The sequence below is a fragment of the Isoptericola sp. MSGPD8_1_ISO-PGPR-S23-394 genome, from assembly GCF_058072785.1.
Genome location: NZ_CM176517.1, coordinates 1,679,854 through 1,700,749 on the forward strand (window position 1 = coordinate 1,679,854; position 20,896 = coordinate 1,700,749).

Here is a 20,896-nt window from a genome sequence, read left to right on the forward strand (position 1 = left end):
GCATGGCCGCAGCGGAGACCTCGACACCCCTCGCCCCGATCGCCGACCGGGCGGACGCTCCGGCGACCTTGCCGCCGCTCACGGCGGGCGGACTCACGTGGCGCCCCGCCGTCCCCACCGACGCACCGGCGCTGCTCGAGCTGCGCAACACCATCGCCGCCGCCGACGCCGAGCCCTACCGCGAGACGCTCGACGAGATCACCGAGACGTTCGCCGCCCCGTGGCGCCGGTTCGACACCGACTCCGTGCTGGGGTTCGACGCCGACGGTGTGCTGCGTGCCTACGGGTTCGTCGAGTCCATGCCCGGCGACACCCGCACCGTGCGGGCGTTCCTCTTCGGCGGCGTGCACCCTGATCGCCGCGGCGAGGGCATCGGCCGCGAGCTGTTCGCCTGGCAGCTCGCCCGCGGCCGCCAGGTGCTCGCGGCGTCCGGCAAGGACCTGCCCGCCCGCCTCGGCGTCTTCGCCGAGGACGACGGCCCCGCCGCCAAGCTCCACCTGTACGAGCGAGCCGGCCTCGCCCCGCGCCGGTTCTACACCGAGATGCGCCGCGACCTGCGCGACCTGCAGGCCGCCCCGCTGCCCGACGTCGCGCTCGCCGGCTCGCTGCGCCTCGTGCCGTTCGGCGACGCGTACGACGACGCCGCGCGTCTGGCGCACAACGACGCCTTCCGCGACCACTGGGGCAGCGAACCGCAGACCGTCGAGCAGTGGCGCAACGGTCGGTCGGCCTTCGTGCCGCAGTGGTCCTTCCTCGTCGTCGACGACGCCCCCGACGTCGACACGCTCCTCGCCGACCCGGACACCGACGCCGAGACCGCGGCGGCGCTGCGGGCCGGCGAGCCGCTGGTCGTCGCCTACGAGATGGCCGCCCGGTTCGACGAGGACTTCACGGTTCGCGGGTACACCTTCGGGTACACCGAGCTGCTCGGCACCCGCCGCGCCTACCGCGGGCGCAAGGCAGGCATCGCGGCGCTCGCTGCCGGCATGCGGGCGTTCGCCGCCGACGGCATGGAGTACGCGGGCCTCGACGTCGACACCGCCAACCCCTCCGGGGCGCACGGCATGTACGCGGCCCTCGGGTTCGAGGTGGTCCACTCCTCGCGCATGCTCTCGATCGAGCTGTAGCCGCTACGATCCGGCTGATGACCACCGCCGACCGGGCCGACCGCCCCCTGCTGGCCACGCGCTCCGCGCGCCTCGCGGCCGTACTCCTCGCCGTGCTGACCACCGTCCACCTGGTGGCACAGCTCCTCGGCGCCGGCGTCGTGGCTGAGACGACCCAGTGGTTCCTCATGCCGGCGCTCGCTGCCACGCTCTGGTGCACGACGGCGGCACCCCGGTCGCATATGGTCCGCCTGACGCTCATCGCGCTCGGATTCTCCTGGGTCGGTGACACCCTGCCGGACGGGTTCACCGGCGACGCGGCGTACCTGGCGATGGTCGGCGCGTTCCTCTGCGCCCAGGTCGTCTACGTGGCCGCCTTCTGGCCGTCGTGGCGCGAGTCCGTGCTGGTGCGCCACCCTGCGGCCGCCGCCGTCTACGTGTTCCTGGCCGTCACGCTGCTGACCCTGTGCCTGCCGGGCGCGCCCGGCGTGCTGGGGATCGCCGTCGTCGTCTACGCGCTCTGCCTGACCACGATGGCCGTGCTGGCCACCGGCGTGCACCGCCTGGCCTGGCTCGGTGGGCTGCTGTTCCTCTTCTCCGACGCGATGATCGCGCTCGGCGAGTTCGCGGACGCTGTGCCGTCGCTGTCCGGCTTCTGGATTATGGCCACCTACGTGCTGGGCCAGGTGCTGATTGTCGCCGGTGTCGTGGCGCGTCAGCGCGGCTGAGACCGCCGCTGGAGCCACGTCTCCGGCTCGTCCAGCTCGGTGAACCCCGCGCGGAGGTAGACGGCACGGGCCTCCGGGGAGGCCTTGAGCAGGACGCGCTTGAGGCCGAGCGTGTCGAGATCCGCCAGGGCGCCGTCGACGATCCGCGTGCCCAGTCCGCGCCCGCGGTGGGCGGGGTCGACGATCACGTCCGCCAGCCAGGCGAAGGTCACGCCGTCGGTCACCGCGCGGGCGTAGGCGATCTGCTCGCCCGCCGCCGTGTAGATCCCGTAGTTGCGCGACGCCGCGATCGCGGCGTCCTGCGCCTCCCGGGTGCGGCCGGTCGCCCAGTAGGCGTGCTCGCTCAGCAGCTGGTGCACACGGGCACGGTCGAGGCGGGCCGGATCGGCGGAGAACTCGTCGTCGGACACAGGTCGATCCAAGCATCCGGGCGAGCCGTCGAGACGAGCGTTCCGCCACGTGGGCGTCACTTCGACGGGTGATCGGGTTCCGGTCGCTGTGTCGGTGGTCACACCTACGCTCAGGGCCATGGACATCATCCTGGTACCCGGATTCTGGCTGAACGCGTCCGCCTGGGACGCCGTCACCCCGCCGATCGTGGCCGCGGGGCACACCGTCCACCCGGTCACGCTGCCCGGCATGGCCTCGGTCGACGACGACCGGTCCGGCCTCACCCTGGAGGACCACGTCGACGCGGTCGCCGCCGCGGTCGACGCGTTGCCTGCCGAGGCCGCGGTGGTGCTGGTGGGCCACTCGGGCGGGGCAGCGGTCGTCCATGCGGTCGCTGACCGCCGCCCCGGCCGCATCGCCCGCAACGTCTACGTGGACGCCGTGCCGATGGGGCACGGGAGCGTCATCAACGACGAGCTGCCCGTGGTCGGCGACGAGGTCCCGCTGCCCGACTGGTCGGTGTTCGACGAGCCGGATCTCGTGGGCCTCGACGACGACCTGCGGGAGCGGTTCCGAGCCATGGCGATCCCGACGCCGGCCCGCGTGGCCTCCGATCCGGTCGTGCTGAGGGACGAACGGCGCTACGAGGTGCCGACGACGGTCATCGCCAGCGAGGCGTTCGAGGGGTTCGACAGCCCGAGCTCGATGTACCGCCACTTCATCGGTGCGGGCTCGCCGTACACCGCCGAGCTGGCAGCGATGCACGACTACGAGATCGTCGACCTGCCCACCGGTCACTGGCCGATGTTTACCCGTCCGGTCGAGCTGGGGGAGGCCATCGCCACGGCCGTCTCGCGCTGATCACCGCCACCGTCCGGTCGTCTCCTCGACGAGGTCGACAGCCCGATGCGGGACGTGCAGGTCGGGGATCGGCGACGATCCCCGTGGACGGCCAGCGTCACGGCCGCTCTGCGCGCCCCAGCAAGGACGTCGACGGTGCAACGCGCCAGGGCGTGGCTGTCCCGAGTGCGGATGCGGTCAGTGGGCCCGTCGAGCGTGACCCTCTGCGAGCCGTGTCGCCGACCGAGGATCAGCCGATCGCTGCGACCGGGCTGGCCAGTGGCGTCCCCGAGCCGTCGCGGCGCGGGCTCTCCTCCGGCAGCTCGGCGGGCTGACCGCCGGAGCCGACGGCTCGCGCCGGACCCTCGCCGACCCAGGCCAGGACGAGGGAGTCCTCGCCCTTGAGGAAGCGGTGCGCCCGCACCCCGCCCGTCGCGCGGCCCTTGCCGGGGTACAGCTCGTATAGCGTCACCTTGGCGGACGCCCCACCGGTGCCTGGCAGGGCGTCGGCGGTTCCAGCGATCGTCACCACGGTGTACAGGTCGCGGGTCGCCGCCCGCACGACGCCGAAGAACACGGCGCGCTGACCGGCGCCGAGCCGGATGCCCGCCATGCCTGCTGCGGACCGCCCCTGCGGGCGCACGGCCGAGGCGTCGAAGTGCAGCAGGCTCGCGTCCGAGGACACGAACACCAGCTCGTCGTCGTCGGCCGCTGGTGCCGCACCGACGACGGCGTCGCCGTCCTTGAGCGCGATGACGTCCCACACGTCCCCGTTGCGCGGCGCGTCGCCGGCCGCGAGTCGCTTGACGACGCCGTGGCGGGTCCCGAGCGCGAGCGTCGGCGCGTCCTCGGCGAGCGACACGACCGCCAGCGCCTCCTCGCCCGGCTCCAGCGTCACCATCTCGCGTACCGGCACCCCGCCGGACAGCGAGGGCGGGCCATCCGTCGCGGGCAGCGCCGGCAGCTCCAGCGCGGAGACCTTGTGCAGCCGCCCGGCGGTGGTGACCAGGCCGATCTCGGCGCGGGTCGACGTCGCGACGTCGCCGAGCAGCGCGTCGTGGGCGTGCCGCCGTCCGGCGCGTTCGACCGGGACGTCGGCAGCCTCGCCCGAGGTGCGGGCGAGCAGGCCTGTCGCGGACAGCAGCACCCGGGTGGGGGAGTCCTTGATCTCCAGGTCGATCGCGGGCGCCTTGCGGCCCCGCGCGGCGGGGGTCGCAGCGGCCGACGACGCCGTCCCCCCGGCCGAGTCGAGCAGCACCGTCCGGCGCGGGGTGCCGTAGGTGGCGGCGACCTCGCCCATCTCGTCCGAGACCACGGCGTGCAGCTTGGCCTCGTCGCCGAGGATCTCCTCCAGGGCGGCGATCTCCTTCTCCAGCTCCGACTTCTCCGTCTCGAGCTCGATCCGGGAGAACTTGGTCAGGCGGCGCAGCTGCAGGTCGAGGATGTAGGAGGCCTGCGGCTCGGACAGGTCGAACACCGACTGCAGGCGTTCACGCGCGGTGGCGGCGTCGTCGGAGGTGCGGATGACCTGGATGACCTCGTCGATGTCGAGGATCGCGACGAGCAGACCCTCCACGAGGTGCAGGCGGTCCTTGCGCTTGGCGAGCCGGAACGCCGAGCGGCGGCGCACCACGTCGACGCGGTGGTCGACCCACACGCGCAGCAGGTCGAGCAGGCCCAGGGTGCGCGGCTGACCGTCCACCAGGGAGACGTTGTTGATGCCGAACGAGTCCTCGAGCGGCGTCGTCCGGTACAGCTGTTCGAGCACGGCCTCGGGGTCGAACCCCGTCTTGACCTCGATCACCAGCCGCATCCCGTGGGAGCGGTCGGTGAGGTCCTGGACGTTGGTGACGCCCTGGATCTTCTTGTTCTTGACGCCGTCGGCGATCTTCTCGATGACCTTCTCCGGGCCGACCGTGTACGGCAGCTCGGTGACGACGATGCCCTTGCGGCGCGGCGTGACGTTCTCGATGCGGGCCGTGGCGCGGGTGCGGAACGAGCCGCGGCCCGTCCGGTAGGCGTCGCGGACGCCGTCGAGCCCGACGACCTTGCCGCCGGTGGGCAGGTCCGGGCCGGGGACGTACCGCATGACGTCCTCGAGGGTCGCCTCGGGGTTCTTCAGCAGGTGCTGGCCCGCGGCGATCACCTCGACGAGGTTGTGCGGCGGCATGTTCGTGGCCATGCCCACGGCGATGCCTGACGCGCCGTTGACCAGCAGGTTCGGCACCGCCGAGGGCAGCACCTCGGGCTGGGTGAGCTTGTTGTCGTAGTTCGGGATGAAGTCGACGACGTCCTCGTCGAGGCCGGCCGTCATCGCCATCGAGGGGGCCGCGAGCCGTGCCTCGGTGTACCGGGGCGCGGCAGGGCCGTCGTCGAGCGAACCGAAGTTCCCGTGGCCGTCCACCAGCGGGAGCCGCATGGAGAAGTCCTGCGCGAGGCGGACCAGCGCGTCGTAGATCGCGGCGTCGCCGTGCGGGTGCAGCTTGCCCATCACCTCACCGACGACGCGGGAGGACTTGACGTACGAGCGGTCGGGGCGTAGCCCCATGTCCGCCATCATGTACAGGATCCGGCGGTGCACCGGCTTGAGGCCGTCCCGCGCGTCCGGGAGCGCACGCGAGTAGATGACGGAGTACGCGTACTCGAGGAACGACGTCTCCATCTCCGCGGCGACGTCGATGTCGACGATCTTCTCGTCGAACGGCTCGTCGGCGACGGGTGCGGCCTTCTTGCGCGCCATGCGGTGCGGCTCCCTGGGTTGTTCTCGGCTGCGGTGCCCGACGGCGGCACACCGGCCCCGTACGGACGTTCGAGGGAAGCGTAGCGCCAGTGCAGGGGAGTCCTGCGCAGGCGGGCCGGAGGCGCCCTTCTCGGACGGCCGGGAACAACACCGGCCGGCCGTCCACGACACAGAACCTGAACATATCCTTGACGCAGGGTGGTCATCTCGTTACCTTCGCCTACCAGCAAAGTGTCTGATTTATCGACGATGACCGGAGTGTGCAGTGCAGCACGTCATGGCTGGTTCACGGCAGGTTGGCAAGATCTCCCGTCTCCGATGGCGGCCTGCCGTGGCGGTGGCCGTAGCGATGGTGTTCGTCGCGACGGACGCCGGAGCGGCTGTTCCGGACACCGAGGCGGTGGACAAGCCATGGGTCGAGTCCAGCGCGACGGTCGGAGATCTTCTCGAAGACGCAGCCGACGCCGCCACCGGCGTCGTGCCTGACATCGAGGCGGAAGGGCCCGATGCGCCCGGCGTCGACGCGGACGCCGAGGAGTGGGACGAACCGCCGGAGCCGCCGAAGTGCTCTCACGAGGCCACAACGGCGGCTGATGCCTTCTGGATCGCCTCCAGCTGCGGTCACGACGTGCTGATCCTGGACGAGCTGTCGCCCTGGGACACGGTCTACGCCACCCCAGAAGGGCGATTCGTGCGTGACACGACGATCGTGGCGGAGCGCACCGACGTCGACGGCCGGTGGGAGCCGGTGGACCCACGCCTCGAGACAGCGAGCGACGGCACGCTCCGGGTGGCGTCGCCGGTGGTGGAGATGGAGCTGACCGGTTCGACGGAGCCCGGTGGTGTGCTCGCGTCGTTGACGACCGATGACGGCAACGTCGACCTGTCCGTGTCGGTCGGGCTGGGTGACCCGTCGGTGGAGGAGAACCGCGCGACCTATCCGGTGCTGGACACAGGTGGCGCAGACATCGCAGGCGCGCAGCTGGTGGTGCGGGTCGCGCCCGACGCGACCGGCCTGACCCCGGTGCTCGTGCTGGACTCTGCGGAGGCTGCCGAAGCCGTGCTGGCGGCGACCGACGATTCCGGCCTCACTTTCGCGATCTCGGCCGGTCAAGGCCTGGAGCTCGTCGAGCTCGGGGCCGACGATCCCGGCGTCAGGATCGTGACCGAAGGCGGGGACGTCGAAGTCCCGACGCTGGAGGTGCTGCCCGCCTATCAGTGGGACTCGGCCGGAGGCGACCCAGGACGTGCCGAAGAGCCCGCGGAGACGGACGCTGCGCCCAGCGCGTTGTCGTCGTTCGACGCGCGGGACGTCACGCCGTTGCTGGCGGAGACCGAACTGGCACATCTGTGGGAGGAGACGGACCGCGTCGTGTCGCCCGTCGACGGCGACGACGTCGTACCGATGCCGATGGAGGTCAACGGCGACTCGGTGGAGGTCTCGGCCGACGTGGCGATGCTGCGCGACGAGGCCACGGTGTACCCGGTGCAGATCGACCCGACCATCACCGGGAACCGGAACAAGTGGTCGACCGTGCGATCAGGTTGGCCGACGTACTCGGGGCTCTACAACGTGGACGGGCACCAGGGTCTGGGCCTCTGTGACCCCGGCGTCGAGTCGTCGTGCGACCGGTACAACGTGCAACGGATGTTCTGGAACTACACCCAGATGCCGGTCCTGAAGGACTTGAGCCGATCCCACGTCGTGAGTGCCGAGTTCAGGATGTGGAACCGCCACTCGTACAACTGCACGCCGAAGAGCGCGCAGCTGTGGCGCATGAACGACAACGTCACGTCGTCGACGAACTGGAACAACCAGGCGACGGCGGGCGAGAGGTCCGACTCCCGGTACCCGTACCCGGGGCCGTCCAGCAGGACGTCACCGTGCCCGGTGAACTCGAACTACCCCGACGAGATCCGTGAGCCGGACCACGTGTTCTGGGACGCGACGAAGGCGGTCAAGGACTCGGTCGGCGGCGAGTACGGGCGGGTCTACCTCGGCATGAAGATGTACGACGAGAGCTCGATGGTGGGCTGGCGCCGGTTCAACGTGCACACGGCGCGCCTCCAGATCGAGTACGACCGGCCGCCGAGCAAGCCCACGAACTTGCGCTTGACAGACCCGTCGCCAGCCGGTGGATCGTGCGGGGGCACAGCGGTGATCGACGGGCTGACCCCGCAGCTGCGGGCGACGTACTCGGACCCCGACGGGCAGTCGTTGCAGGCAGATTTCAATCTCTGGTACGGCGACAGCGTGATCTGGAACCCTGCTCGCACGGCGAAGAAGGCGTCGGGCTCGGAGCACGTGGTGCGGGTGCCTGCGGGAAAGCTCGTCGCGGGACGGACCTACGTGTTCAAGGTCTACGGGTATGAGCCCGGGTACAACGAGAAGAGCGCGGTGGCGTCCTGCACCTTCAAGGTGAACCGGGCGCCCAGTGTTCCTGTTGCCTCTGGTGTCTCCCCGGCGATGACGTGCGGCAACTGGTACCGGTCCGCGACGCCGACTCTCGGGGCGTACACGTCCGACCCGGACAGCCACAAGGTCGAGTTCTGGTTCTCGATCTACGAGGACGCCGTGTACGACACGTCGCGGCGCGTCTGGACGGCGGGCTGGACAGGGCTCGAGTCGTCGGGGACCGGCTCCAAGACGACGGTCAAGGTCCCCGCGGGGGTTCTCAAGGAGGGGCGCACCTACGGATGGACGGTGCGCGCACGTGACCAGTATGAGACGTGGAGCTCGTGGCGCCAGTGCGAGTTCAAGGTCGACACGGCCAGGCCGAACGTCCCGACGATCACGGCAGCGACGGCGCAGGCGGGACACGCCCGCTATCTCGCGGATGCGGAAACCGGTGGAGTCGGCGTCCCGGGACGGTTCACGTTCGGCGCGAACGGCTCGTCCGACACGACGAAGTACGAGTACAGCTTCGGCACCGCCGCCTACAACAAGACGGCCGCCCCTGGTTCGTCGGGCGGGTCGGTCACCATCACCTACACACCGACCGAGGCCGGCACCACCACGCTGTACGTGCGAGCGGTGGACCGCTCGGGGTGGAACAGCTCGGGTCGCTCGCACCGGATCGTCGTCGCGGAGGCGCGTGAGGACGGTATTTGGACGTTCGACGAGTCGTCGGGCAAGGCGATCGACTCGTCCACGGCCGACGGTCACCAGGACGACCTGACGCTTTCCGGTGGCGCAGGACGTGACCTGTCCGGTCCCCACGAGGTCTTCGGCTCGCGGGCGGGGGACCGGGCGTTCCAGGGCGACGGGTCGACCTCGGTCGCTGCCTCTGCCAGCCCGGTGATCGACAACCGGGAGTCCTTCGTCATCAGCGCGCACGTCTATCTCGACGGGGACGCAGCCGACAGCTGGGGCACCGCCGTGTCTCAGGACGGGACGCGATCGGGCGGCTTCCGGCTGGGCTACCGGCCCGAGAGCTCGGGCTGTCCCACGTCGTCGGGCGGCTGCTGGCTGTTCGGCATGAACACGTCCGACGGCGCTGCGACCACCTACGTGCGGTCCGAGGAACCGGTGCGCACCGATGAATGGGTCCACCTCACCGGTGCCTACGACGCATCGACCGGACAGGCGGACCTGTGGGTGTGTGAGGCCGGGACCCCGTCGCGCCCTGCCCGGGGGGAGCCGGCCAAGGCAGCACCGACGCAGGTGGGGCCGATCGACTGGAAGGCCGCCGGCGCACTGACGGTCGGGCGCGGAAAGGTCTCGGGGAACGAGCAGGACTTCTGGGACGGCCAGATCGACAACGTGCGCGTCTTCAAGGGCCAGGTGGTCGCCGAGGCGAAGATCCGGCGCATCTGCCAGGGGGCCGAGGCGCTGGACTTCGCGGGGAATGACGGCGCCCTGGACCCGACCACCGAGATCGACGGCTGAACCGGAGCGATGATGCGAACGACGACGAAGATCTCGCGCAGCCGGGCCGCCGCGGCCTCGGGTGCGACCATCCTGCTGGCGGCCGCTATGGCGCTCCTGGTCGGTCTCGACCCAGCGAGTGCCGGGCAGCCGACGGTGCAGCTCGTCCTGACGGCCCAAGCGGAGCAGGATGCCCTGGAAGCACGGCAGAAGGGTTTCGACGAGGCTGAGGCCGGCCTGGACGAGTTCGACGTGATGCCGGTCTCGGTGGCCTCGGTCGACGAGACCGCGCTGCCTGACGCTTCCGACGACCCCCTGGAAGCACCGGACCTCCCGGACCCCGACGTCGAGACCGTGGAGGTGCCGCCGGCACCGACCCAGGCGCAGACACTCTCCGAACCCGAAGAGGGCGAAGGGGAGCAGAGCTTCGGTGAAGGAGCCGCGTTCGACCTCGGCGGTGTTCCGATGACGGTCGCTGCCGTGCCCGGTGCGGAGGCGCCGGAGCAGGTGACGGTGGCGCTCGCGGACCAGGCGGAGTCGGAAGCCTTGGGCATGACAGGTCTCGTGCTCGACATCGTCGACTCCTCGGTCACGACAGAGGGCGAGGAGCCGTCGACGGAGGAGCCTGCGCTGCTGAGCGAGCCGACCGCGGTGCGCACCGTGCAGGTGGGTATCGACTACACGGCCTTCGCCGCAGCCTCGGGCGGCGACTGGGCCTCGCGCTTGCAGCTGGTGCGCATCCCGGAGTGCTTTGAGACGACGCCGGAGGCGGACGGATGCCAGATCCAGCCGGTGGAGTCGGTCAACGACACCGAGAACGGTCGGTTGTCCGCCACCGTCGACGTCGCACCCGCGATCACTGAACCGTCCGGGCTTGCGGCGGCGACCACGATGTCTGCCGAGCCGAGCGGAGGCGACCGGTTCGCCCTGTCGGCCGACGTCGAGGGTGGCGCCGGGGACTGGTCGGCGACATCTCTCAGCTCGTCCTCGCAGTGGGCTGTCACGGGTGCCACGGGTGCCTTCACCTGGGAATACCCGATGCGGGTCCCGCCCGCGCCCGGGGGGCTCGAGCCGGATCTCGCCCTGTCCTACAACGCGGCGAGCGTCGATGGTCGCACCGCCGGTGCGAACAACCAGACGTCGTGGATCGGTGAGGGCTGGGAGATGTGGCCCGGTTTCATCGAACGGTCCTACGTGCCGTGCGCCGACGACACTCGCGCGAAGGACGGCGTCGAGCCGAACAACACCAATCGCAAGACTGCCGACCTGTGCTGGGGTCCAGAGAACGCCACGATCTCCTTCGGTGGGCTGTCGTCGGAGCTGATCCGTGACGAGGCGACCGGGGAGTGGATCCCGCGTGATGACGACGGCACCCGGATCCAGGTCAAGACCGGTGGCACGAACGGCACGGTCGACGGCGAGTACTGGGTCGTGACCACGACCGACGGCGTGCAGTACTACTTCGGGCGCGAGGACGCCGGGCAGGACTCTGCCTGGACCGTGCCGGTGTACGGCAACCACCCGGACGAGCCGGGCCATGCCGAGACGTTCGGGAGCTCATCGACCCGCCAGGGGTGGCGCTGGAACCTCGACAAGGTCGTCGATCCCACGGGCAACGAGATCCACTACTACTACACCTCGGAGACCAACCGGTACGGCCGCAACCTGAATGCGTCGACCATCTCCTACGACCGTGGCGGCTACCTCAAGCGCATCGAGTACGGCACGAACACCGGCAACTCGGCTCCAGCCCCGGCACGCGTGCTCTTCGATGCCGTGGAGCGTTGTCTCCCGAACAGCACGTTCGACTGCACCGGGGACCGTCAGGACAACGCCAACAAATGGCCGGACGTCCCGACGGACCTGATCTGCACCTCGACGGACTCGTGCGCGGACGTCCAGGCACCCGTGTTCTTCACGACGAAGCGCCTGGTGGACGTCACGACGCAGGTGCGCGACGGGTCGTCGTGGCGGTCGGTCGACTCCTGGGAGCTGAAGCACAAGTTCCCCCAGAACGAGGACTCGACGAACGCGGTGCTGTGGTTGAACTCCGTGCAGCAGTCCGCCGGGACGGGCAGCGAGGTCCTGCCAGAGGTGCAGTTCCGCTTCGCGGCCCCGATGGAGAATCGCATCGACATCGGCTTCGGGCGCCCGCCTCTGAACCGGTATCGGATCGAGACGATCCGTACCGAGCTCGGCGGGGTGATCAGCGTGGGCTACTCCGAGCCCGAATGCACCACCACGAACACCAAGGATCTTGATCCGGCGGACAACACGTTGCGCTGCTTCCCGGTGGACACCGAGGGCGACGGCGACTTCGACTGGTTCCACAAGTACGTCACCGAGTCGATCAGCGAGAGCCCGGGCGTTGCAACGCCGGACCCAGCGGTGCGCACCACCTACTCCTACGAGGGTGGTGCGGCGTGGGCGAAGACGTCGGGTGCACTCCTGCGGCCCAAGCAGCGGACCTTCGCAGACTTCAGGGGCTACGGAGAAGTGGTGGTCACGGCCGGGGAAGGCGCGTCCGCAGAGAGGACATCGACGAGGTACTTCCGGGGTATGGGCGGGGAACTCGACGGCGTCACCGACCGCAAGCGATTCGTGGGCATGGCCCGCGAGGTCACCCAGCTGAACGGGCAGACGCCAGTCACTCGGACGGTCACCACGCCGTGGCGGTCGGTCACTGGCGAGAACGCCGACGGTGTCAAGGCCTCGTTGGCTGCGACCCGCGTGGAGGAGACGACGACGTACGACGCCTCCGGCGATCCCGTGCACACGACGCGGACCACGACGGAGCACGACGGCGCGTCGGGGCTGGTGCAGCGCGTCCACGACGCGGGCGACATCTCGACGTCGTCCGACGACACCTGCACGACCTACGCCTACGCCCAGAACACGTCCAAACACCTGCTGGACCGGGTCTCGCGGGTCCTGGAACGAGGAACGTCGTCGTGCACGCAGGCGAACGACTCCGGCGAACTGCTGGGCGACGAGCGCACCTTCTATGACGGCAACTCGTCGCTGAGCGCCGCGCCCACGAAGGGCCTGGCGACGCGGAGCACCGTGCATGGCCTGGACGAGGTGCTCGAGACGCGCACCTCGTACGACGACTATGGGCGCGTGACCGGGCATTGGGACACCAACGGCAACAAGACCACCACGGCCTATGCGCCGGCCACAGGCACCGCGACCCAGACCACGGTCACGAGCCCGGACCCGGACGGTGCTGGGGAGCTGTCCCCGCATGTCCAGTCGACCGGGATCGACCCAGCGTGGGGCGTGCCGACCGAGGTCACTGATGTGGCCGGCGGCGTCACAGCCGCCTCCTACGACGGCTTGGGGCGGCTGCGCAAGGTGTGGCTCCCGGACCGGCCGACGGCGGAGTCGCCGTCGATGGAGCACACCTACCGGGTGCGGGCTTCGGTCTCTGGCGTCGTGTCGAAGACCCTCAACGCGGCCGGAGACGGTTACCACGCGTCGTCGGCGATCTTCGACGGTCTGGGGCGTCAGGTGCAGGCTCAGGCCGAGTCGAAGTCGGCCAGACATCCGGGCCTCGTCGCCACAGACACCCGGTACGACAAGGCCGGACGGGCCGTGACCAAGTCTGGCCCGTGGTTCTCGACCGAGCAGGTGCGTGACACCTTCCTCGCCGTGGGTGCTTCGCCGTACCCGTCGCAGACCGACACGACGTACGACGGCGCGGGTCGGGTGACGCGTGAGACCTTCCTGGAAGCCGAGGAACTGCGCTGGGCCACGGTCACCGAGTACGACGGCGCATCGACGACGGTGACACCCCCGGAGGGTGATACGCCGACCACGACCGTCGAGGACGCTCAGGGAAGGGTCGTATCCCTGACACAGCACACAAGTGCCGGCACCCATGGAGACCTCACCACCCGGTACACCCACGACAGGGCAGGCAACCTGACCAAGGTCGCCGACCCCGAGGGCAACGAGTGGACGTATGTCTACGACATCCTGGGCCGGGAGATCTCCGAGAACGACCCGGACGCCGGAACCACGACGACGACGTACACCTCGACGGGCAAACCGTTCGAGGTCACGGACGCCCGTGGGGTGACGGTGCGCACGTCCTATGACGCGCTGGACCGTGTGACCGCCACGCACGAGGTCGACGGTGCCACGACCCAGAAGCTGACGTCGCGGGTCCATGACACCGTCCGGCCGGGTCAGTTGTCGTACTCCGTGCGCCACGATGAGGCGCTGGGCGACATCCGGACTGGCGTCAGCGCCTACGATTCTCGCGGTCGGGCGACCGAGGAGTACATGGCGCTACCTGAGGCCGACGGTCTCGGTGACCTCGCGGGGCACACGTACACCACAGCCGTGGCGTACACGGCGGACGGTCAGGTGGCCTCTCAGCGCGTGCCAGAGGTCGGGAACCTGCGTGGAGAGACGGTCACGACGTACTACGACGACGCGTCGATGCCCGAGTGGGCCGGTGGCGGCTTCGGGTGGGGGACGTACGTTGCGAACTCGCGGTACACCCCGCTGGGCGAGACCCAGCTGCTGGACGTCGGCAACACGTACGGCACGTATGTCTCGTATGAGTATGAGGAGGCGACCAGGCGTCTGGCGGGGATCAGTCTGCGTCGGGAGCGCACGTCGGGCACGGACGTGGATCTGGCCTATTCGTATGACGCCGCGGGTAACGTGACCTCCATGGTCGACGCCCCGGGGATCGGCACCCTCGATGCGCAGTGCTTCTCGTATGACGGGCTGCGTCGCCTCACCGAGGCGTGGACGCCGTCGGTGGCTGCTTGTGGTGACGCGCCGACGGCGTCGACGACGCTCGGGGGCCCGGGTGCGTATTGGAACACCTACACGTTCGATGAGCTCGGCAACCGTGCGAGTGTGACCGAGCGGGATGCGCAGGGTATCGCTGCAGAGTATGCGTACTCCTACGAGCCGACGGGTGGTCCGCATGCGGTCGCGGCCGTGGAGGTCGACGAGGGGTTGGCCGGAGCCAGCACGTGGTCGTATGACTACGACGAGGCGGGCAACACCACGAAGCGCCCGGGCCCCGAGGGTGAGACGCAGACACTGGTCTGGGATGCCGAGGGCAAGCTTGAGGCGGTCACAGGCGATGGCGCCTCTGCGGAGTTCGTCTACACCGCGGATGGTGACCGCGTGGTGCGCACCGAGGACGATCGGACAACCGTGTATTTGCCGGGTGGCCAGGAGGCGACCGTGACCTCGGCTGGGGCGGTTGAGGCGACGCGGTTCTACTCGTTCGCTGGTGCGACCGTCGCCGTGCGAACCGATGGCGGACTCGGCGGCGTGGAGTCGTTGGTGACGGATCATCACGGCACGGTGCTGGCTCGGGTGCACAACACCACCCGGCAGCTGGTCAAGACGTTGACTGACCCGTTCGGCAACCTCCGCGCAGGCGAAGCGCCGCCGGCAGGGCGTGGGCTGATGAACAAGGTCGTCGACGACACCACCGGGCTGACGCAGGTCGGTGCTCGCTACTACGATCAACTCCTGGGCCGGTTTGTCTCGGTCGATCCGATCATGGACCTGACGGACCCGCAGCAGTGGCACGGCTACGCCTACGCGAACAACAACCCGACCACCTGGGATGACCCGACGGGCCTTTTGCCGCCATTCAACTTGATCGATGGCGACTACCAGACCACGAAGAAGCTGTGGGACAAGAAGAAGAACGACCCCCCGCCAGCGCCGGAGGCAACCGATGGTTCAAGCGGTGGCACTGGTGGGGGCCAAGGAGATTCGGGCGGAGATGAGCCACCGACTGTCACGCCAGCGTCACCACCACCCACGGTCACACCAAGTCCGCCCAAGAAGCCCTCGCTCGCTGACAAATTAAAGGGCGGATTCTCAAAGGCGAAAGAATGGGTGACCTCAGATGGGGTCAAAGACGGGTTGATCAAAGCTGCCGACGGTTTGAGTCTTGTGAGTTCCGCTGCTGGGTGGGTGCCGGGATGGATGTGTGCCGTATGTGGTGCCGTAGCACTCACCGCAGGCGCCTTAGCTAGTGGCGCCTACCTCGCTGCGGGAGACGGCAAGAGTGCAGCCATTACTGCGGCGTCGACTGCCGCTGGCTTGGCGCTGGGAGGAGCTGGACGTATTAGTGTCAAGGCTGCGGCAGGGAGCACTAGCCATGTCGCTCGCGCGGCGCAAACGTACAACAATACTGTTGGGAAAATTGGTGGGGTCGACGGTGCGCTGGAGCGGATCTCAAAGGCATCGCGGGGCAACGACGGAAGAGCATATCGGACCATATTGCAAACGAAATCTAACGCGCTCGTTAATGGCGTAAGCTACAAGCTAGGTGCCGACTAGTGTTCTTCAATACGCCATGGTTCTACGCCCTAACATTCGTGGCCTTGTTGGTCATCGCAGCATGGCCGCCGCGGGGGGACCCCCATCGGGAGCGCATCTGGATGTTTCTGACACTGGTGCCGCTTACGCTTCTCGGTACGTTCCGCCTAAACTTGCTTGACGACTATCCCGACATCGGATGGCTGATTGGGTCTTGGCTGAACATTTCGATACTGATTGGTTCGCGACTAAACCCGACGCTCATTGCATTCTATGATCAGGAGGTGCATCACGAGGGGGCCGATAAAGGTCAGGCGGACGAGCTCCAAGTTGCTGATGGTGAACGGCGACCTACTGAAAGTCCGAGTGCTCGCGAGTTAGGCAGAATGAAGCGCAATGCCGTCATTCTCTTCTTTGGTGGATTTGGGGTGATGTTCGCCGCATACTTCGTGCTCAAGTAGCGCGGGAAATGTTCAGGAAACACTCGGTACGATCCGAGGGGGACGGCGGATATGCCCATCGAGTCGACGTTCAATGAACACCGGCGGGACATGTGACACGCTCGAGAGACTCCGAGTCTGCACGACAGGTTGGTTGCCTCGTGGCGGTACGACGTATGGCGATACCCTGGTCACGAGTAAGGCCCCCGATGAACTGCGAACCGCAGTCATAGGGCATGAGTTGGTGCATGTTGACCAGTGGGCTGAACGCGAGGTGGCCCTTCCGGATGACGTACTTCTCTAGCGGTCTCAATGCTTTGTTCCAATGTCTACGAGATAGAAGCAGGATTGAGTGCTGTGGGTGACGCGTGCTGAGTCGGTGGTCGCGCGCGTCCATTGCGATGGCATGGTCTGCCGCCGTTGCATTCGTGCTGACCGGCTGCCCCTGGTCGGCCGTGGACACTCCGCCGATCGGAATCCGGCAGGTGGGTGACCGTATCGAAGTGATCGTTCCCCAGTGTCCGGGCTATGGGATTCGTGAGGTAGAGGTGAGGCATAGGACGGCAGAATCGGGCACCGTACTATGGCGTGGGCGTCACCACGCAAAGGCGCAACCGGACATTCTGACGCTTGATGACCATTCCTGGGAAGAAGTTGAGGGCGAATATCAGTTGCCGTTCCGGATGGGAATTGATGTCGCCTACGAAGGAATGGAGCGCCGTATCGGTGGCGGCGCCTCCCGGGAGGATGCTGCGAACTTGCCGACCGACGGCTATAAGGTCGAGGGGAGCGTGCTGAGCGCGGACGAGTATCGCGACCGGTACGGCGACGGCAGCTACTGCCCGAATTCTTGACGACGAACTATCATCCTTTGTGGGGGAAGAAAAGCTGTGATCGATGCATCGTTAGTGACTCTTCGCAGTTGAGCGGGTCACGGGGGCGAGTTCAATTGCTGTGGTGCCGACTGCCGCCGGTCATGGCACTGCACAGAGGAGTGGGTCGGTGGTTCGAGCGAGTCGCCGAGAAGGATCTCTCCGAAGAGGCCTTTCAAAGAATGAGCCTAGGTCTTGATATGCCGAAAAGGATGCTACTTGTCGGCAGCGTCGGGGTCGTCGTAGGCGTGGCAGTGTTTGCGATTGGATTGTTTGGCGATGTTCGATAGCCTTGATTGCTTCCACCGTTGACCTCGCATTCCTGGCCCGGGTGCACAACACCCCGCGTGCACTGGAACTGTCACAGGCAGACTAGGGTTCACGGCGCGAGGAATCAGCTCTATTGCGAGAGTGCCAGTGGATGAGGTTATCAACTTCGAAGCAACGACGACAACGCTTTCTTCGGGGATCGGATTTGCGTCCATGGGGATCTCGGCCAATTTCGGTGACGCGATCAGTAGGAGGCCGTGGTGATGGAAGGCGAGGAGTGGACGCCAGGCGTGAGGTTTAATCAGGCTCCGGGAGTTCCAGCTAGAATTATCGCCTACCATCTCATAGTTTCAGGCGGATTGGTGGCCGCTCTCTTTATGGTCTTTTTTGTAGGCCTTATGGTGTCAGGGGTAGGCTATGCGGAATCTCCAGCGCTGGCGGCCGTGCTCGCCTTGGCGATCTTGTCCGTTCTGTACGCCATCGGGGCCAGAGTCGCGCTTGAGCGGAGAATATTGGTCGAGAAGACGTGGGGGTATACGACCACGAACATTAATCGTGGGCTGAATGGTGTCTGTGAAGTTGATGCGAAAACTGGCGCTATCGTGAGGTTCTGCTGGGAGGATCCACTCACCCACGCTCAGGAACGTGCCCGCCTTGAGGCGATTCGATCCGCTGGCGAGTAGACGCCTGATGTGCATGAGCCTCTGGTGTGCGATCAGGTGGGCCGACGTACTCGGAGCTCCGCGACGCGGATAGGTACGAGTGTCACTGTGGATTCGTCGTGCGACGGGCCAACTTGCGACGGACGTTCTTGCGGCGACGCCCAGATGCCAGTCCCGGACGACTTGAGGCGATCCCGTGCGGTGTGAGTGGTGCTGCGTGGACTCCAGACGCGAGGGTCGACCGGGCTCCTGGAATTCCGTCCGGAGTGTGAGAGGTTTGATGGCTCAACGCAGATGAGGGTGTAGCGCTGGCTGGCTGAGCTGGGGCGGGGATGGGTCGAGGTCCCCTGATGATGGGGGTTCCTACGCCACCCATCCAGAAGACCTCGACGTGCCTGACGCTACCTTCGTTGCCCCTGACCTGACGACCTTCGCGTGCCTGGACGAGCTCGGCCTCGTTGTGGTCGGGCAACATCTGGAGCCTGACCGAGCGGTGCTGGAGTGTCGCGTCGTCGCCCGCGATGACGACGCGTTCTGCCGCGGGTGCGGCGCTGAGGCCACGCCGCGAGGGACGGTCATCCGACGGCTGGCGCACGAGCCGTTCGGGTGGCGGCCGACGACGCTGCTGATCAGGGTGTGCCGCTATCGCTGCTCGGGCTGCGCCCGGGTGTGGCGTCAGGACACCACGGCGGCGGCGGAGCCGCGGGCGAAGCTGTCGCGGGCGGCGGTGCGCTGGGCCCTGGTCGGGCTCGTCGTTCAGCACCTGACCGTGGCGCGGGTAGCCGAGGCCCTCGCGGTGTCGTGGCACACCGCGAACGACGCCGTCCTGGCCGAGGGACGCCGCCTGCTGATCGACGACGAGGCCCGCTTCGACGGCGTCACCACTGTCGGCGTCGACGAGCACGTCTGGCGGCACACTCGCCGCGGGGACAAGTACGTCACCGTGGTCATCGACCTGACCCCGATCCGCAACGGCACCGGACCGGCCCGTCTGCTGGACATGGTCGAAGGGCGCTCCAAGAGCGCGTTCAAGACCTGGCTCGCCGCCCGCCCGAAGACCTGGCGCGACGGCGTCGAGGTGGTCGCGATGGACGGGTTCACCGGCTTCAAGACCGCTGCGGCCGAGGAGCTGCCCGACGCGACCGCGGTGATGGACCCCTTCCATGTGGTCCGCCTGGCCGGTGACGCGCTGGACCGCTGCAGGCGCAGGGTCCAGCTCGATCTGCACGGCCACCGTGGACGCGCGAACGATCCGCTCTACAAGGCGCGCCGGACCCTGCACACCGGCGCCGACCTGCTCACCGACAAGCAGAAGAACCGGCTGGAGGCGCTGTTCGCCACCGAGGAGCACGTGCCCGTCGAGGCGACCTGGGGCATCTACCAGCGCATGATCACCGCCTACCGCCACCCCGACCGCGCACAGGGCCGCGCGCTGATGACCGCGGTGATCGACTCCCTGACTCGCGGCGTCCCGGCCGTACTCACCGAGCTCGTCACCCTCGGCCGGACCCTGAAGAAGCGCGCCGCCGACGTCCTCGCGTTCTTCGACCTGCCCGGCTCGAGCAACGGACCGACGGAGGCGATCAACGGCCGACTCGAACACCTACGCGGCTCCGCCCTCGGGTTCCGCAACCTGACCCACTACATCGCCCGCTCGCTCCTGGAAGCCGGCGGCTTCAGACCGCGACTACACCCTCATCTGCGTTGAGCCGGCAATCTCCGCGCGGGTGAAGCGCCGCCAGCGGGGCGTGGGCTGATGAACAAGGTCGTCGACGACAGCACTGGGCTGATGCAGATCGGTGCCCGCTACTACGACCAGCTCATTGGCCGTTTCATCTCCGTCGACCCCGTCATGGACCTGACCGACCCCCAGCAGTGGCACGGCTACGCCTACGCGAATAACAACCCGACTACCTGGAACGACCCGACCGGTATGCTCCCCACGGGTGGCAGCGGACTGCGCGAGAGCGCCAAGGACCGCGCCTCCGCGATCAGGCACATGACGCAAAAGAAGTCCAAGAACAACACGCCACCGCCAGAGGAAGAAGTAGAACCACCCGTCGAGACCAGGTCCGGAGGGCTCGAAACTCGAAGTGTCGCACTTGGGGGCGGTCGACAAGATGACCGTGTGCGACCGCCGATTGCGGACGAGAAGAAATGGAGCGTCCTCGAGTATATTCCACTGGGCGGCCTGATGGACCAAAGCGCATGTCTTGCCACCGTAGCACCGATTGCTCTTTGTGAGGAGTACACGGTAGAACGCGCCCTAGGGGATGCACTTGCCCCGGTTGGTGATGCGCTTCGGAAAGTGCAGAATGTTGGCGTAGGTCTTGACGCATGTTTTTTTGCATGCGCAGAATTTGAAGTCGGCTACGACCTGAGTCGTGGGGGATACGTTACGGCTGGGTATGGATTCGGGCCCGAGAGGGGAGCGAGTGCGGGAATCGGTATTGGGTCAGGCGTTGAGCCCGGCGGGGACTTCGGGGTCGCCGGTTCTACAAACGTATGGTCCATACTGAACGTTGGCGGATTTTTGTCTCTCGATGAAAGGTGGCTTCCCGATGGAGGATCAGGCGGTCTTACTGCTGGCGTCGGCGCACAATACGGCGCCTCCCTGAGGTCCAGGTATACGTGGCTGTGGTGAAAGTGTGCCATAAAGTCTCGCTGTGCGACC

The 20,896-nt window shown here is 67.7% G+C and carries 13 protein-coding genes; 10 read left to right on the plus strand and 3 right to left on the minus strand.

The annotated features are described in order from the left end of the window. Positions 1–2: 2 nt before the first annotated feature. Together AC3RJ8_RS07535 and AC3RJ8_RS07540 are read left to right on the plus strand one after the other, a co-directional pair. On the plus strand, positions 3–1,127 hold the full coding sequence (locus AC3RJ8_RS07535; RefSeq protein ID WP_489715282.1) for a GNAT family N-acetyltransferase: 1,125 nt from the start codon (positions 3–5) through the stop codon (positions 1,125–1,127). A gap of 17 nt (positions 1,128–1,144) precedes the next feature. After that, positions 1,145–1,834 carry a lysoplasmalogenase family protein gene (locus AC3RJ8_RS07540; protein WP_489715283.1) on the plus strand — a complete coding sequence of 230 codons (690 nt, stop codon included), beginning with the start codon at positions 1,145–1,147 and terminating at the stop codon, positions 1,832–1,834. Here AC3RJ8_RS07540 and AC3RJ8_RS07545 read toward each other — a convergent pair. Then, positions 1,822–2,244: a GNAT family N-acetyltransferase gene (locus AC3RJ8_RS07545; RefSeq protein ID WP_489715284.1), complete on the minus strand. Its 423-nt coding sequence runs from the start codon at positions 2,242–2,244 to the stop codon at positions 1,822–1,824. The genes AC3RJ8_RS07540 and AC3RJ8_RS07545 overlap by 13 nt on opposite strands. A 118-nt stretch (positions 2,245–2,362) precedes the next feature. Between AC3RJ8_RS07545 and AC3RJ8_RS07550 the strand changes: the two genes are divergently transcribed. Beyond that, positions 2,363–3,085, plus strand: a complete 723-nt coding sequence (locus AC3RJ8_RS07550; RefSeq protein WP_489715285.1) for an alpha/beta fold hydrolase — start codon at positions 2,363–2,365, stop codon at positions 3,083–3,085. Between the two features lie 229 nt (positions 3,086–3,314). On the opposite strand, the gene AC3RJ8_RS07555 is transcribed toward AC3RJ8_RS07550, so the two are convergent. Next, a complete protein-coding gene (locus AC3RJ8_RS07555) occupies positions 3,315–5,804 on the minus strand; it encodes a DNA gyrase/topoisomerase IV subunit A (RefSeq protein ID WP_489715286.1) in 2,490 nt (829 codons plus the stop codon). 331 nt (positions 5,805–6,135) lie between these two features. Between AC3RJ8_RS07555 and AC3RJ8_RS07560 the strand changes: the two genes are divergently transcribed. After that, positions 6,136–9,693, plus strand: coding sequence for a LamG domain-containing protein (locus tag AC3RJ8_RS07560; protein ID WP_489715287.1), 3,558 nt, complete (start codon positions 6,136–6,138; stop codon positions 9,691–9,693). A gap of 656 nt (positions 9,694–10,349) precedes the next feature. Here AC3RJ8_RS07560 and AC3RJ8_RS07565 read toward each other — a convergent pair. Beyond that, positions 10,350–10,685, minus strand: a complete 336-nt coding sequence (locus AC3RJ8_RS07565; protein ID WP_489715288.1) for a hypothetical protein — start codon at positions 10,683–10,685, stop codon at positions 10,350–10,352. 25 nt (positions 10,686–10,710) lie between these two features. Here AC3RJ8_RS07565 and AC3RJ8_RS07570 point away from each other — a divergent pair, with 25 nt between their 5' ends. From AC3RJ8_RS07570 to AC3RJ8_RS07595, 6 genes are all read left to right on the plus strand, one after another. Beyond that, the gene (locus AC3RJ8_RS07570; protein WP_489715289.1) at positions 10,711–15,999 is read left to right on the plus strand and encodes an RHS repeat-associated core domain-containing protein; all 5,289 of its coding nucleotides are present in this window, start codon (positions 10,711–10,713) and stop codon (positions 15,997–15,999) included. Positions 16,000–16,100: 101 nt separating this feature from the next. Further along, positions 16,101–16,439 (plus strand): hypothetical protein, encoded by a 339-nt coding sequence (locus AC3RJ8_RS07575; RefSeq protein WP_489715290.1) that lies wholly within the window; start codon positions 16,101–16,103, stop codon positions 16,437–16,439. A gap of 380 nt (positions 16,440–16,819) precedes the next feature. Beyond that, the gene (locus AC3RJ8_RS07580) at positions 16,820–17,272 is read left to right on the plus strand and encodes a hypothetical protein (protein ID WP_489715291.1); all 453 of its coding nucleotides are present in this window, start codon (positions 16,820–16,822) and stop codon (positions 17,270–17,272) included. Between the two features lie 551 nt (positions 17,273–17,823). Continuing rightward, positions 17,824–18,243, plus strand: a complete 420-nt coding sequence (locus AC3RJ8_RS07585) for a hypothetical protein (RefSeq protein WP_489715292.1) — start codon at positions 17,824–17,826, stop codon at positions 18,241–18,243. A 370-nt stretch (positions 18,244–18,613) separates the two neighbouring features. Next, on the plus strand, positions 18,614–19,930 hold the full coding sequence (locus AC3RJ8_RS07590) for an ISL3 family transposase (protein ID WP_489715293.1): 1,317 nt from the start codon (positions 18,614–18,616) through the stop codon (positions 19,928–19,930). A 48-nt stretch (positions 19,931–19,978) separates the two neighbouring features. After that, positions 19,979–20,866 carry an RHS repeat-associated core domain-containing protein gene (locus AC3RJ8_RS07595; RefSeq protein WP_489715294.1) on the plus strand — a complete coding sequence of 296 codons (888 nt, stop codon included), beginning with the start codon at positions 19,979–19,981 and terminating at the stop codon, positions 20,864–20,866. The last annotated feature ends 30 nt before the right edge of the window (positions 20,867–20,896 follow it).

Coding starts and splice junctions, on each gene's coding strand:
- AC3RJ8_RS07535 (WP_489715282.1), top strand. CDS start 3: ATGGCCGCAGCGGAGACCTCGACACCCCTCGCCCCGATCGCCGACCGG.
- AC3RJ8_RS07540 (WP_489715283.1), top strand. CDS start 1,145: ATGACCACCGCCGACCGGGCCGACCGCCCCCTGCTGGCCACGCGCTCC.
- AC3RJ8_RS07550 (WP_489715285.1), top strand. CDS start 2,363: ATGGACATCATCCTGGTACCCGGATTCTGGCTGAACGCGTCCGCCTGG.
- AC3RJ8_RS07555 (WP_489715286.1), bottom strand. CDS start 5,804: ATGGCGCGCAAGAAGGCCGCACCCGTCGCCGACGAGCCGTTCGACGAG.
- AC3RJ8_RS07570 (WP_489715289.1), top strand. CDS start 10,711: ATGCGGGTCCCGCCCGCGCCCGGGGGGCTCGAGCCGGATCTCGCCCTG.
- AC3RJ8_RS07575 (WP_489715290.1), top strand. CDS start 16,101: ATGTTTCTGACACTGGTGCCGCTTACGCTTCTCGGTACGTTCCGCCTA.
- AC3RJ8_RS07580 (WP_489715291.1), top strand. CDS start 16,820: ATGGCATGGTCTGCCGCCGTTGCATTCGTGCTGACCGGCTGCCCCTGG.
- AC3RJ8_RS07585 (WP_489715292.1), top strand. CDS start 17,824: ATGGAAGGCGAGGAGTGGACGCCAGGCGTGAGGTTTAATCAGGCTCCG.
- AC3RJ8_RS07595 (WP_489715294.1), top strand. CDS start 19,979: ATGAACAAGGTCGTCGACGACAGCACTGGGCTGATGCAGATCGGTGCC.